This is a genomic window from Scytonema sp. HK-05 (assembly GCF_963872035.1).
GTDB lineage: Bacteria > Cyanobacteriota > Cyanobacteriia > Cyanobacteriales > Nostocaceae > Kalymmatonema.
Map to the genome: position 1 here is coordinate 53,734 of NZ_CAWMYC010000057.1, position 13,313 is coordinate 67,046.

Here is a 13,313-nt window from a genome sequence, read left to right on the forward strand (position 1 = left end):
ACAGTTTAACTTAAAAGTGGCAAGTCTAAAGGCTTTTCTGGAATGATATACATTAAATTTGCCTTGTCCGGTTTTTCTTCTGTAGATGGAGTTAATTTAAGCCATTCATGGAAGCTGATTCCTAGTTGGGATATTGCTTGTACTTCTGCCTGATACGCTTCAAAACGGCGATTAGTTTCAATCATCGATTCCACGACTTCCAGCACTTGAGGAAGACGTTTATAAGCCTCTTTTTTCAAATCGTCGTGATTTGGACCGAACCAACCTCCTTGAACTTCAACACGAGTTAAAATTGCTGCTGGTAGCGAATCTACCCACTTACTGGGGTCTTGCGCTATCTTAATGAGATTTTCGCGTTGCATTTCAAATACAGTATTTTCATCCAAAGTTGGATTAATCCATTGGTAAATTCGAGTTAATCTCCGCAAGTCAATTTGTTCTTTAAACTCAGGCTGTAGGTATACTGCTGGATTTGAAGTAAGCAGAAGCTCAACATATTTCTGAATTCGTGAACGGAGAACTGTTGCACCTTCTTGGAAGCGACGAAGTGCTGTGTCATGTTCTTCTAATTCCAGATAGCAACGCGCTTCAGCAAGGTAAGCTAACGATAAAGTCAGCAAATATTCATCAGCAATTTGGCTCTTTTGCTCAAGTTCGGTATCGGTGTAATCAGTGTAAATATGCTCTGCTTCCAAAAAGCGATTGATAGCTTGTAAAGCACTACTTCTGCGATTGTCGGGTTTGCTCATTGTAAAAGCATTAATTGCTAAATCTAGCGCTGCGCGAAAATTCGCATAGTAACCAAGGTCAATTTTACGATTAAGTTTGTTTAAAAGTTCCTGTGCTTGTTGTAAGCGTTGCTCTAGCTCTTTGAGGCGCTGCGCTATCACAGCAAAACTCATCACAGAAACACCTAGATTAAGCATACTGGCTGCAGTAGTCACCTGCAAAATTCCTTGAGTTAGTTGCAGATTTTGCCCTATTTCTCCTAACTGATTTTCAATTCCACCTATTCGCTGATTAACATCAGCAAATCCTTTTCCTGAAACAGCAGCATTCATAGCTGTTGCAACCAGGTTTGCTCCTGAGACAGTGAAATTGCCTAAACTTGCTTGTTCCACTCCATGCAGTCGCTGATTAACATCAGCAAATCCTTTTCCTGTGACAGCTGCATTAGCTACTGAACCAACCGCATTTGCTCCTGAAAATACTAAGTTCAGTAAATTATTAGAGAAAGGAGAAGAATTTGGTTGAATGTCCCTTAACCAAGTAACAACTTGTTTTGTCGCTACATACCGAATTACACCTCCAACCCGTTCTAAAGTTCCATTTGCCAGTCCTTTGACAATCCAATCAGCAAGTACAAAGGTTGCTGTAACTGCTAAACTCACAATTTTCTCCTAGTTGCTAAAACAAGCATTAGTGCTATTGCTAAACCGAGCCTACAAGTAGGCATCAACTATCTGTGCCTCACTCAGTATTCCCAAAGCGCTGCCAGTATCTAACAATTTTGTTATTCCCTGTTGATAAAGAGCAAACTTCTGGGTAGTTGCAGCAGTTCCTCACCCTTACACCCGACAGCAAGCTACTCCTACAACCGTTAAAGCTACAATGAAAGGTAAACGGGAAAGCTGTTTAATATTTCTTAATTTATAAATTCCAATATATATGAGTAAAACACCATCTCAAAATGAAAGCCGCGAAATGTTGAAGTGGCTGAACCACAACCGCCAGATGTTATTAGATTTATATCGAAATCAATATGTTGCTTACAATGCTAATGGCTTAATTGCTCACAGTGAAAACTTGCGTGAAGTTTTAGAGTTAGCAGAGGCTTCAGAACAGGTATATGTAATTTACTTAGTTCCCCGTAGCACTGCTTCTATCCAAATTTTGCCAATTCGCTTTCGTACAGTGAGTCGCCATGATTGGCAGCCAAATTATCATGTAAAACTGAAGCACAGAGATATAAATATTTCTACAATAATGTTAGTAGACTCTGGTGCTGAACTGAGTTTAATATCATTAAAAGTTGGTCAAGATTTAGGATATGCTTTAGCTGATGCGGAATCAACTTTATTGGCAGAAACTATAGGCGGAAGAGTTGAGTATGTTTTACGCAATGTTGAAATGACAATTGATCAACACAGTTTTATTGCTACTGTGGCATGGTTACAAACTAATACAGGTGGAGAGCAATTGCTTCTGGGGCGGGAAGTTGTATTTGATAAGTTTAATATTGAGTTTCGGCAGGCTGACGAGCAAATTATTTTTAAATGGCGTGAAGATTTAAATTCATAAGGCAAAGCTGGTAAAAAATGGTTGAAATCATTACTTTAGAACTCACATAAAGACTGGCACAATAGGCAAAATCAATCGCTGTCACTCATCGGCGACAGTCAGATGTATTAGTAGAATGGATAAACCGTCCAATTATGGAACTACCTATTGAATCGCTACCTGATGAGCAAGTTTTAGTTCTATGCAATTTACAAATGGAACAAGAACAGCAAGAGGTTTTCAGTGACCTTTTGGCGCGTAACCAAGAAAGACAACTTAATGATCCAGAAGTGAAACGATTAGATGATTTGATGGAGGTTTACCGATGTGGGTTGGTACGTAAAGCGAGAGCCATGAAAGTAGCTGTTGAACGTGGCTTAAAACCCCCTTATTCCTGAAATCAGGATTTTGATTACAGGAATGCGCCTACTTGCGACTCAATCCGGAATTCGCTAATTATCAAAGCACATAGCTTTCATTGTTATCCTAAACAACAATGATTTCACATTCCCTTTGGAATTCAGAACATAAGTCAAGAGGAATGAAAAGTTCCACTCCAGGGATAAGTACAATCACATCCTGATTAGCATCGTAGATTGTTTGCCAACAAGTGCGCTCGCCATAAAATTTTTCAGCAATCCTCGGTAGTGTGTCTCCAGATTCTACGGTATAAAACATAACTACATCCTTTTATAAGTTGAGTTTTGGTAAGTAGAAGGTAATCGTTTCAAACACCTTCTGACTCTAAATAATTATAAGAGCATGAAACTTACGCATACTAAATAATAAGGTTAATGACGGTTAACGGAGGATTACGGGAAGGCAAGGCTTCACACCTTATTCCCCCAACTACCCGATCCTTTGATCCAGGGCGTCGGTAGGATTGGAACCAAAAATTGAGTTTAGGATAAGGATTAAGGGTCTTCTTAAGAGCGGATAACACGGTAAAAGTGCTTAGTGTGTTGTACCTCTAACTTGTCTTGCAAGACGAGTTAAGAGGTCGTTTGTTTCAAAAAAAAGAATAATTAAGTAGATATAGTAAAAATCCCCATTGGATTTGTATGTGATGAAGGCAATTTTAAATTAGTTAAGAATCATATTTTAGCCTAAAAACTACTATGAGACATGAGCAACCGCAGGATTTAGAGTCTACTTCTATTCAGGAGCCAGTGATATCAGCAGATACTGGACAAAATTCCCAGAAAGTAGAAGAAAAAGTTTCTTTTGTACAAAAAACAGAGCGCATTAAAGCTTGGAGCGAGTTTATTAAGTCAGTGGCTCCCTTTATATGGGCTGTTGTAATTGTTATTGTTATCATTCCCCTGCTAGGCAAAGCTTTAATAGCAGATTCCTCACCCGCAAAACCAGGAGATTCAGCTAAAAATACTAGTAAAGAAATCAGTATAGTCGTCCCACAAATACCCAAAGATATCGACCAAGCACTTGTTACTGCTCTCAAAAATGCACACTCTCAATCAGAGAGTTTTGCTTCACAACAATTAGATAAGTGGGTTGATGAATTGATGACCCGTGTTGATGATAGTTTCCTTGATTGGTATTTTAATTACTTCAATCAAAAGAAGATGGAGTTGAGCGCTCCTTTTACATGGTTACATTCAGCAGTTGCTCATTGGACAAATAAAAATAACCTAGCTCCAGAACAAGCAGTAGCCGAAAAATTGACTGAGGATTTTCAAACAGAATTTGCCAAGCGTGTCCTTAGACCTAAAATTGCACAGCTTGAACTTGAGAAAATCACAAGTGATAGTATAAATGTGTATGTGTCAGAATTGGATAAAAATCTTTCTAATATCCAAAGCAGTTACAAGATTCCCCAGGGAGATTGGGAGCGTTATCTTGGTGATATTGCAGTGACTATCAATGATACTGAAGGAAATATCTCTAACGTGTCATTAAAGGTTTTGACGGGAGGAAGCGCTTACATACTTGCAAAGGCAATGATTCCAACAGTGGCAAAGGTAGGAAGTAAAATTGCTGTATCCTTTGCCGGAAAAGCTGGTGCAAAAATGGCAGCAAAGACTGGTGGTGTAGTGGCTGGAAAAATTGGAGCACAGTTATTAGACCCAATTGTAGGTATAGGTATAATAATTTGGGATGTTTGGGATTATAATCATACAGTTGCGGTCGAAAAACCGATTTTACGGGATGCTATTCACGATTATTTGAGACAAGCCAAATTCTCCCTGCTAGAAAACCCTGAAAATGGCATCATGGTAGCCATTAATCAAGTGGAAAATGGAATTCTGAAGTCAATTCAAACATCTCATCAAACCTTGTAAACTTTATAAAATTTGTTTTCGATAACACCCTCACTCTGTTATTGATTATCTAAAGCCTCAGCCTCTATAATTGGTAATAATCAATAATCATTTTCTTATTCATTACTGCCAACATTACTGATAAATCCTGAGAAACTCTTTCAGATAAATTGAGCTTTTTTACAGCAGTATCAAAACTTTTTCCTTGCAGTATTTGATAACCAATTTCCATGACTTCAGTCCAGGTAATATCGCTTTCAATATAAGCTTTAGCTACAGTTATGAGCAAATCTTGATATTTATTTCCCTCGGCTTTAGTCATCATGGTATGAGGAATTTCAAAGAATTTATCAAAGCTGTGATACCAGGATTTACTCTGCTGTTTAATTGTAGCTCTAGAAAAATATTGCAATTCACTATGGTTAATTGTTTGGTCACTTTCACTACAAATAATAAACACTGGTACTGCTAAATCCTTTTTGACTCTCTCAGTAATTTCTTGCCCCATATCTAAAAATAGCCGCAATGCTGGAATGCGAAAGCCGTCATAGCCAAAATTGCCTGGATTATCTTTGTTGAGCCATTCATAATAAATGGGCAGAATTTCCACGCCGAAATTGACTATTGCATTGTTACCGCTGATATAAGGAGCAAATAATAAAGCTTTTTCAATTTTTTGGGGATGTTCTAAGGCTAAACTTACTGCCAAATTTCCACCCGTAGACAATCCACCGACTATCACTTGCTGTCCTAAATTTTGTGCAACTTCCAACCAAGAAAGCGCAAAATCTTGATAAATTTCCCGTTCGGTCGGTAAGGGAGGGGGATTATCTCTATTCCAATTTCCTGCGACTCCATGACCTGGTTGTAAGGGTACCAAAACATTGTAACCAGCATCAAATAATTTTTTTCCTATCGGTTCAAATTGGTAAGGACCAGCAGTGAATCCATGAAAAAAAAGGAAAACTTTAGCAGTTGGATATGGATGCAAAAAAAGTTTTGAGCGACAAGCATCGTTTTTTATTGGTAAAGTTTTTTCAATGCCTTTTGCTTGCTCAATAAGGGCTGCTGTTGTTGTGGAATAGTCAGACATATTTGACAGGTATATATATATTTAAGCCGCTATTATTTTAAGTAGAAACCAAAATTCCTTGGAATCTGTCTGAGTTCTGAGTTCTTGTTAAATTTATTAGCTTATAGGAATGGTAGAGGAGGTGAGTAATCGCTTTTGAAAGTTTTCGTATATTTTTTAACAAAATTTTTGTACGTGGAGAACATAAGACAACAGAAAACAAGGTAGCAATAGCATTCTATGCTCCTACCCTTGGCAGGTTAAACTAAATCTGATAACAACAGCGGCTCTGTTAATATATGAGGCTTTTATGGCAGCTGATCTGCAACAGATTGCTTATTTCTTAGACAACTTAGGTTGGGATTACCGTATTGACGAACAAGAAGAGCGTATTATTACAGGTGTCGAAAGTGATAACGTCGAAGATTTCCTGATTGTCGTCCAGCTCGACGAGGACGGAAAATTTTTCCGGCTATTTGCGCCTCAGGTGCTATCAGGCGTGACAGATCATCCTCACAAAGCAGCTATTCTTCAAACAATGCTTTCCATTTCCTGGGAAACCAAAATGCTGCAATGGGAGTATGACCCATCGGATGGAGAGATCCGTGCGATAATTGAGTTCCCGTTGGAAGACTCGATTCTTACAGAAAAACAATTTAACCGTTGTTTACATGGCTTAATTCAGCTTGTGGATAATGTCGCCATACCTCGCCTAATGGCGGTGATGGAGACGGGTCATGACCCAGGGAATCTAGAACTGGGTGAGAGAATTTTACTTAGCATTCAAGAACAGGCTCCTGGATTGCTAGAACTTTTAGAAAAGGCGATGCAAGCTCGCAAAAGGCGGGGAAGTTTTCCTAGCGAATGAGCCGGAACGCCAGTGAAATCGCTATACTCCAAAGTGATACCCTCAATATACTGAAGTTTTCTAAGGCTGGATATTATGACATCCTATGTAACCTCATCTGCTAAAGCGGAAATGAGTGAACTAAGGCGGTTAAAGGGCTTACTACCGCCAGAATTGCAGAGCTGGGTCACGGTTGAAGGTACGACTGAGGTCAATCCACCCATGATCCGCTGCGAAGAAATTGGCAAAGACCAAGTTGAAATTCAAATTGACTTGGCGAAATGGGATTCGCTGGCGATGGATCAGCGAAATTTGTTGTTCTGGCACGAAGTTGCCCGCATTCAAAATGACACCATTCCTAAAGATGGTTGGGAAATGGCGGCTCTGGCGATTGGTTTAGGTGGTGCTGTCGGCGAGTTGTGGGTACAGGATGGATTGTTGCTGGTATTAGCTTTGGCTCTATGCGGAGTTTCTGGCTGGCGACTCTATCAAAAAAATAGTGGCGAAAAGCAATTAAAAGAATTAGTCGATGCTGATGATAAAGCGATCGCCTTGGCAACTCGCTTCGGTTACAGTATGCCCAATGCTTATAAAAGTCTGGGGAGTGCCTTAAAAACCCTTATCGACACCACACCTAGCAAACGCCAACGCTCTAAATACGAAGCACGGCTCTCTGCTCTCAAACGCAGTGCCAATAAGGCAAAAGCGAAATCTAAGAATATAGAAGACGGCGGAATTTAGAAAAAGAACAAATCACAAAAGAGGGCGTTCTTTGTCATGAGTCATTTGTCGTTACAAAAGACAAGTGACAATTTCAGCCTAACGTCGCCGTTTCAGCCATAAACCGCTTAAACCCAGCAACATGAGCCCAGCAGTTGCCGTGGGTTCTGGCACTTTTTGTGGTGGGACAAATTTGCCTAGTTCAGCAGAACTCACCTTAAACGAGTAAAGGAACCCAGGAATTAACTTTTGACCCTCTGGGCAGCCACTGTCAATCACTCTACGGCTATAGCTGGTACCGTTGGCATTCGTACAAATATCAAACTGAGTTATAGAATTGTCCTCTTGAGTGACACTAAAATCGTTGTCAGTGCCTATGAGAAGCGCGTAGGAACCATCTTTAAGTTGCGGACCAATCGCCAGCCCCTCCATCTTTTCTGCTATCTTTGTCCAATCACCTGGATTGTCAGGGCTTAAAGCCGCAGCAATATCTAGAAATAGGGATTTACTTACGGGGTTGACACCTGTGGGTAATGTATTGGTGTTTGCCAAACTAATCCGGGTGACATCGGTTGCGTTTGTGAGGTCAATTTTGTAAACTCGCTTGCTACCAACAGGTGGTGGTGTTTCGTTTGGATCATCCACTAAAGCGTTCAATGCGTCCACCCCAAACCCGCGATTATCTCTTTCCAGCACCAAAAATTCCTTGTCATTGAGGGCTGTAATTGCACTGATACCAATATTGCGCCCTTGGGAATTCGCCCCAAAATCATCTTTTGTTCCGGGAATCCGCTGATTAATATTTGCCAGACTTTCTACCTGATAGATGTACTGTGCCGTACTCTGTCCTGTTGCTGTGTCAAATTCTACCAATCTTAAATTGCGGCTACGGCGTCCATCTGGTGAACCATCGTTAGAACCCTCATTCACGAGAGGGTCTTGCAGCAAACCATAGAGCTTTTTGCCATCTGGGCTTATAGTCAACCCTTCAAATCCTCTATTATCTTGGCGACCACTGGTAATAGTTGGACGACCATCGAGATAGTTAGGGTTGCCATTAGCAATGGGAATGAGATTTTGTGGGGTCGTAAATGCTCTGACGAAAGAACCATCTGGTTTAAATTCATACACAGACGGACCATACTCATCCGAAACGTAAAAATTGCCATTGGGAGCAACAGCAAACCCTTCTGGATCATGACTCAAACCAAGAGTTCCGGCATTGCCATTGAGTAACCTAGGATTCAATCCCTTGAAATTTGTACCATCTTTTGTGAATAAAACCGTTTCTAGTGTTTTAAAGTTAGCGATAGCTCCTGTATTTTGGTCAACATCTACAGAAAATTTCTGGACTCGTGTTTGGTAGGGTATCACCCCGCCACCAGGACCGCGATCGCCTAATGCATAGTACACATTGTTAAAGCGATCGTAGTAGATATCCGAGAAAAATCCAAAGCGGTTGACGTTTGCACCATTACCAGGTTGTAAATCTGTCGTTTCACCAGGAATAGAAAGGGTATTGGTCAGGGAAATACCGTACGCTGATGTTGCGTATCCTGTCATACTAACAGCAGACATTATAAGCGTGCAACTTAATACAGAAAGCCAATGCCTTACTTGAACCATGTGTAAAATCCAAAAAATCACTTTTTTCAGCATCTGACTCCCGTATTAAGAACAGTTTAACTCTCCAGTTATGTACTGTTTATGACATCAAATTTTTATACTATTTGGCTTTTGCTTGATGACATCTTCATAAAGAAAAATTCATAACCCGATTTGGCTTTTCCTCAATCATGAATTTTCAATTATTCATTGAAATCCTTTAAATTCCTTGGTCGAAACATTCTAAATTATGAGTTTTGTTCTTAGAGCTGATTAAGCATTTTATGTGTTTGAGGAACCACGCGTACTTGCTTGACAAAACGCTTCATCAGAGATTGCCAATTTAACACTTGACTCGGAGAAGGAGCAAGGACAGGCGGTTGGTTGAAGGCGATCGGATCATCTAATGGTGTGACAGGTTGTAGAAATACTGGGATAGATGGACTGACAGATGCTACCAATTGAGCTGAATGTTCCAACTCAGTTGGATCTGTGGTTTGAGAAACAATTATTTTGACAAAAACTTCTACTTGTGATTTCCAACAAACTTGGAGAAATTCTGCGTGTTCTCGCCAACGGTTTTCGCCACTCGTGCTTGGCAGTTTGAAATCCATTCCTACAGAGTCTAGATAAGGTAGTATGGTATCCAGTTGTTCTGGACGATGTCCCCCAGTCTCCAAGTATATAGGTAAACCCGTAACTGAGCGTACTTGGGGTAAAAATTCCAACAAGAATGGGGTATGAAGAAGTGGTTCGCCGCCAGTTAAGCTAATGCTATCGTGTAGACATGGCAGATTTTGCCGCTCTACCCATGAGAGTAACATTGGTAGTGGAACAGGATTCGAGTAAATTTCAAAATCACGTAATCCAGGGGTTTGCTCTATCTTACAAGTGGCGGGTGCGTTCCAAGTATGTGCGCTATCACAAAAGTGACAGCGCAAGTCACAAAGAGCAAAGCGAATAAAAATTTGACGTGTTCCCACATTCAGTCCTTCCCCTTGTATGGCGGAAAAGACCTCTATCAGGCGTGCGGTAGGTGTAATAGTATTCTTAACAGTCATGTGATGATAGCAACAAGTATCTGCTACGTCGGCACAAAAACAAGGATGTTTTTCACTAAAAAAGTATGAAGTATCAAGTATGAAATATGAAGTTACGGCAAAAGTGAGAAATAGGAAGTATGAATTGAAGTATAAAGTATTTCATACCTGAACCTTTACGCTTGATCCTTTCTTTCATAGTTTATCCTTGATACTTCAGAGTTTAGTTAGCTTCTTGTTCTATTGTGAATCGTCCCTGATGATATCCAATCTCAACTGAAGTAACTAGCGATGAGTCGTTATTCGTACTGATTAACACTCATGAGGTAAGGCTACTTGCTAAGACACAATAATGTTTGGCAGATTATATTGACATGGCAACGAAAGTGCAGGGCTTCATGACTAGCCAACCCAAAGAGGTAAATTTTCCGGTGATGTTCTCAAATGACACGGCAATTGTGCAGGTATCCGCGCGGTTGAGTGTGCTTGAGGCTGTAGCCTTTAAGCAAACCTGCCAAGAGATCACACAAGCAAATCCTGATACCAAACAAATTATCATTGACTTTCACCAAACTACTTTTATGGATAGTAGTGGTTTAGGTGCCCTGGTTAGCAATCTGAAAATTGCTCAGGAAAAAAATATCCAATTCATACTGCGAAATGTTACCCCTCAGGTTATGTCAGTCCTTAACCTTACAGGACTAGATAAAGTTTTTTCAATTGAATCTCAAGGGGAAACACCACCTCAAAAGAGTCAATTTGAAGAACAGTTACCAACTACACATCCTTCTGTCCGTTCTTGGATGAAACGATTTATAGATGTAGTTGGGTCACTTGTAGGATTGGTAATTACAGGAATTTTATTTATCCCTATCGCCGCTGCTATTAGACTTAATAGTCCTGGTCCAATTTTTTTCAGTCAAATCCGTTGTGGTTGGATGGGTAAGCGCTTTCAAATTTGGAAATTCCGCTCAATGTATATTGATGCAGAAGCGAGAAAAGCCGAACTAGAAAAGCAGAACCAGGTTCAAGGGGCATTTTTCAAGATAGACAATGACCCACGAATTACCAAAGTCGGGCGCTTTTTGCGTCGAACCAGTCTAGATGAACTGCCGCAATTTTTGAATGTTTTAAAAGGAGAGATGAGTTTAGTAGGCACTAGACCACCTACGCCTGATGAAGTTGAACGCTATGAAGTCCCAGAGTGGCAACGTTTGGATGTAAAACCGGGAATGACCGGAGAATGGCAAGTGAATGGGCGGTCTACTGTCCGTAAATTTGAGGACGTCATTCGCCTAGATTTGCAGTATCAAAAAAACTGGAGCTTGATGTACGATTTGAAGTTGATTTTTAAAACAGTAGCTATCTTGTTTAACAAAAACAGTGGTGCTGTTTAAAAGTATTTTTAAGGGTGTAAAGAACTAAGAGTGTAGCCAACCTACTTAACTTCTTCACTGCAAAATTTAAACAACTCATGTTGAATCTCCTGGCATAAATGCCGGGTTTTTTATTGTCTGGTTATATATAGCAGCAATATTGGCGTCAGTCGTCAGGAGGAGCGCTCTTTATGCAGGAGGGTTTCCCGACCTAAGGCTCTGGCGTTCAGAAGTAAAAAGGGCTTTATATCTTGTTTATAGACATCAGAACTGTACCTCACGCACGAACAATCTCCTGTATATAGATACCTTTTTCATATATATAAAAGCTATGGCTCAATTATTTTGCATAACAATAAACAATACAAATAAATTTTACGTAGCTAGGAGTATAAAAACACTATATAATATTTGACCCTTAACAAAAATACCAATCCATTTCTAAGAAGGTCGCATCAAATTTTACTCAATCTTCAATGAAGAATGACTGATATTAAAAGAGTCTGAAGGCAAAATACAACAAGGAGGCGCACTTACGTGCGAAATGATGTTGCGAACAGATGTTGTCATAAAACAGGACACCGGGTTTCTTCGGACGAAGACTAATTTGTAATGCGCATTTTGATTTACTCGTACAACTATTACCCAGAACCAATTGGTATCGCCCCTCTCATGACTGAATTAGCAGAGGGACTGGTCAAGCGCGGACACCAAGTGCGCGTAGTGACTGCTATGCCCAACTACCCTGAACGTCGGATATACCCGGGCTATCGGGGCAAGTGGCATCTCACTGAGTACAAAAATGGAGTTCAAATCCAACGTAGTTATGTTTGGATTCGTCCGCAGCCCAACTTTATAGATCGGGTATTGCTAGATGCTAGCTTCGTGCTTACAAGTTTTCTGCCAGCGCTTGCAGGGTGGCGTCCAGATGTCATTCTCTCAACCTCACCATCCTTACCTGTTTGCTTACCAACAGCCCTTTTGGGATGGCTACACGGCTGCCCTGTGGTCTTAAATCTTCAAGATATACTGCCGGAAGCTGCTGTACATGTTGGTCTTTTGAAGAACAAATGGCTGATCAAATTGTTTACAGCGTTAGAAAAATTCGCTTATCACAGTGCTACTAAAATTAGCGTTATCGCTGATGGCTTTGTAGAAAACTTGCTTAAAAAGGGCGTAGCCTCTAAAAAAATCGTACAAATTCCCAACTGGGTGGATGTCAATTTCATCCGACCTTTAGCGAAAAAAAATAATGCTTTCCGAGCAGCCCATAACCTAGATGACAAATTTGTAGTACTTTACTCTGGCAACATTGCCCTCACTCAAGGCTTAGAAACCGTTGTCAAAGCTGCTTCTTTGTTGCGGCATATTCCAGATATTGCCTTTGTGATTGTTGGTGAAGCAAAAGGTTTGCAGCGATTGGAGAAGGTTTGTCAGGAATGCGGTGCAACTAATGTTTTACTACTGCCTTTTCAACCTCGTGAACATTTGCCAGAAATGTTGGCAGCTGCTGATGTGGGTTTGGTGGTGCAAAAGAAAAATGTCATATCTTTCAATATGCCATCGAAAATCCAATTGTTACTCGCCAGTGGTCGCGCATTGCTGGGATCTGTGCCTGCAAATGGCACAGCAGCACGAGCTATCAAACAAAGTGGCGGTGGAGTCGTTGTTCCTCCAGAAGATCCTCAAGCTTTAGCAAAGGCAGTTTTGGATTTGTACAACCACCCAGAAAAAGTGAAAACATTTGGTTATAAGAGTCGCCAATTTGCAGTTGACCAATATGCTTTTGAACAAGCATTAAATCAGTATGAGTCTTTGTTCTACTCACTGACGGCTGAGCGTTCAGCAATTGAGCCAGTCGTCGTGTCCAAGCAGGAAGTTTAACCTATCTAGCTTTTGGTCGCTCGACACTTACCGCAAATCTGGATATCTCTTTCCTCACGATTGAAAACAAGGCTGCTCGTCACAGGGTACTTCCTACTCAACAGATCTCATAGCTTAATGAGCGTATGGTTGTCCTACTCAACAGGACTACTGTTGTAGCCTTGAAAATTAGTTATTTTGCGGCAATGGAATATTTTGATAGACTCATAT

General features: G+C 40.5%; 12 protein-coding genes. 7 read left to right on the forward strand and 5 right to left on the reverse strand.

The window, feature by feature from the left end; all coding sequences use genetic code 11:
* Positions 1–5 precede the first annotated feature (5 nt).
* A complete protein-coding gene (locus AACT52_RS08960; protein ID WP_073630277.1) occupies positions 6–1,391 on the reverse strand; it encodes a hypothetical protein in 1,386 nt (461 codons plus the stop codon).
* 277 nt (positions 1,392–1,668) lie between these two features.
* Between AACT52_RS08960 and AACT52_RS08965 the strand changes: the two genes are divergently transcribed.
* Positions 1,669–2,301, forward strand: coding sequence for a retropepsin-like domain-containing protein (locus AACT52_RS08965; protein ID WP_073630279.1), 633 nt, complete (start codon positions 1,669–1,671; stop codon positions 2,299–2,301).
* A gap of 134 nt (positions 2,302–2,435) precedes the next feature.
* Positions 2,436–2,678 (forward strand): hypothetical protein, encoded by a 243-nt coding sequence (locus tag AACT52_RS08970; RefSeq protein WP_233153887.1) that lies wholly within the window; start codon positions 2,436–2,438, stop codon positions 2,676–2,678.
* A gap of 88 nt (positions 2,679–2,766) precedes the next feature.
* Here the strand turns inward: AACT52_RS08970 and AACT52_RS08975 are convergent, their stop codons facing one another.
* Positions 2,767–2,958 (reverse strand): LysM peptidoglycan-binding domain-containing protein, encoded by a 192-nt coding sequence (locus tag AACT52_RS08975; protein ID WP_073630281.1) that lies wholly within the window; start codon positions 2,956–2,958, stop codon positions 2,767–2,769.
* A 491-nt stretch (positions 2,959–3,449) separates the two neighbouring features.
* Between AACT52_RS08975 and AACT52_RS08980 the strand changes: the two genes are divergently transcribed.
* A complete protein-coding gene (locus AACT52_RS08980) occupies positions 3,450–4,580 on the forward strand; it encodes a hypothetical protein (protein WP_233153888.1) in 1,131 nt (376 codons plus the stop codon).
* A gap of 64 nt (positions 4,581–4,644) precedes the next feature.
* On the opposite strand, the gene AACT52_RS08985 is transcribed toward AACT52_RS08980, so the two are convergent.
* A complete protein-coding gene (locus AACT52_RS08985; RefSeq protein WP_073630285.1) occupies positions 4,645–5,652 on the reverse strand; it encodes an alpha/beta hydrolase in 1,008 nt (335 codons plus the stop codon).
* 289 nt (positions 5,653–5,941) lie between these two features.
* Between AACT52_RS08985 and AACT52_RS08990 the strand changes: the two genes are divergently transcribed.
* Together AACT52_RS08990 and AACT52_RS08995 are read left to right on the forward strand one after the other, a co-directional pair.
* A complete protein-coding gene (locus tag AACT52_RS08990) occupies positions 5,942–6,499 on the forward strand; it encodes a hypothetical protein (protein ID WP_073630287.1) in 558 nt (185 codons plus the stop codon).
* A 75-nt stretch (positions 6,500–6,574) separates the two neighbouring features.
* Positions 6,575–7,219 (forward strand): DUF3318 domain-containing protein, encoded by a 645-nt coding sequence (locus AACT52_RS08995; RefSeq protein ID WP_073630289.1) that lies wholly within the window; start codon positions 6,575–6,577, stop codon positions 7,217–7,219.
* 78 nt (positions 7,220–7,297) lie between these two features.
* Here AACT52_RS08995 and AACT52_RS09000 read toward each other — a convergent pair whose 3' ends face one another.
* Together AACT52_RS09000 and AACT52_RS09005 are read right to left on the reverse strand one after the other, a co-directional pair.
* Positions 7,298–8,824 carry an esterase-like activity of phytase family protein gene (locus AACT52_RS09000; RefSeq protein WP_073630424.1) on the reverse strand — a complete coding sequence of 509 codons (1,527 nt, stop codon included), beginning with the start codon at positions 8,822–8,824 and terminating at the stop codon, positions 7,298–7,300.
* Between the two features lie 242 nt (positions 8,825–9,066).
* Positions 9,067–9,864, reverse strand: a complete 798-nt coding sequence (locus AACT52_RS09005; protein WP_073630291.1) for a 7-carboxy-7-deazaguanine synthase QueE — start codon at positions 9,862–9,864, stop codon at positions 9,067–9,069.
* Positions 9,865–10,217: 353 nt separating this feature from the next.
* On the opposite strand from AACT52_RS09005, the gene AACT52_RS09010 reads away from it, so the two are divergent.
* Positions 10,218–11,240 (forward strand): exopolysaccharide biosynthesis polyprenyl glycosylphosphotransferase, encoded by a 1,023-nt coding sequence (locus AACT52_RS09010; RefSeq protein ID WP_198940889.1) that lies wholly within the window; start codon positions 10,218–10,220, stop codon positions 11,238–11,240.
* A gap of 591 nt (positions 11,241–11,831) precedes the next feature.
* Positions 11,832–13,103: a glycosyltransferase family 4 protein gene (locus AACT52_RS09015; RefSeq protein WP_073630293.1), complete on the forward strand. Its 1,272-nt coding sequence runs from the start codon at positions 11,832–11,834 to the stop codon at positions 13,101–13,103.
* The last annotated feature ends 210 nt before the right edge of the window (positions 13,104–13,313 follow it).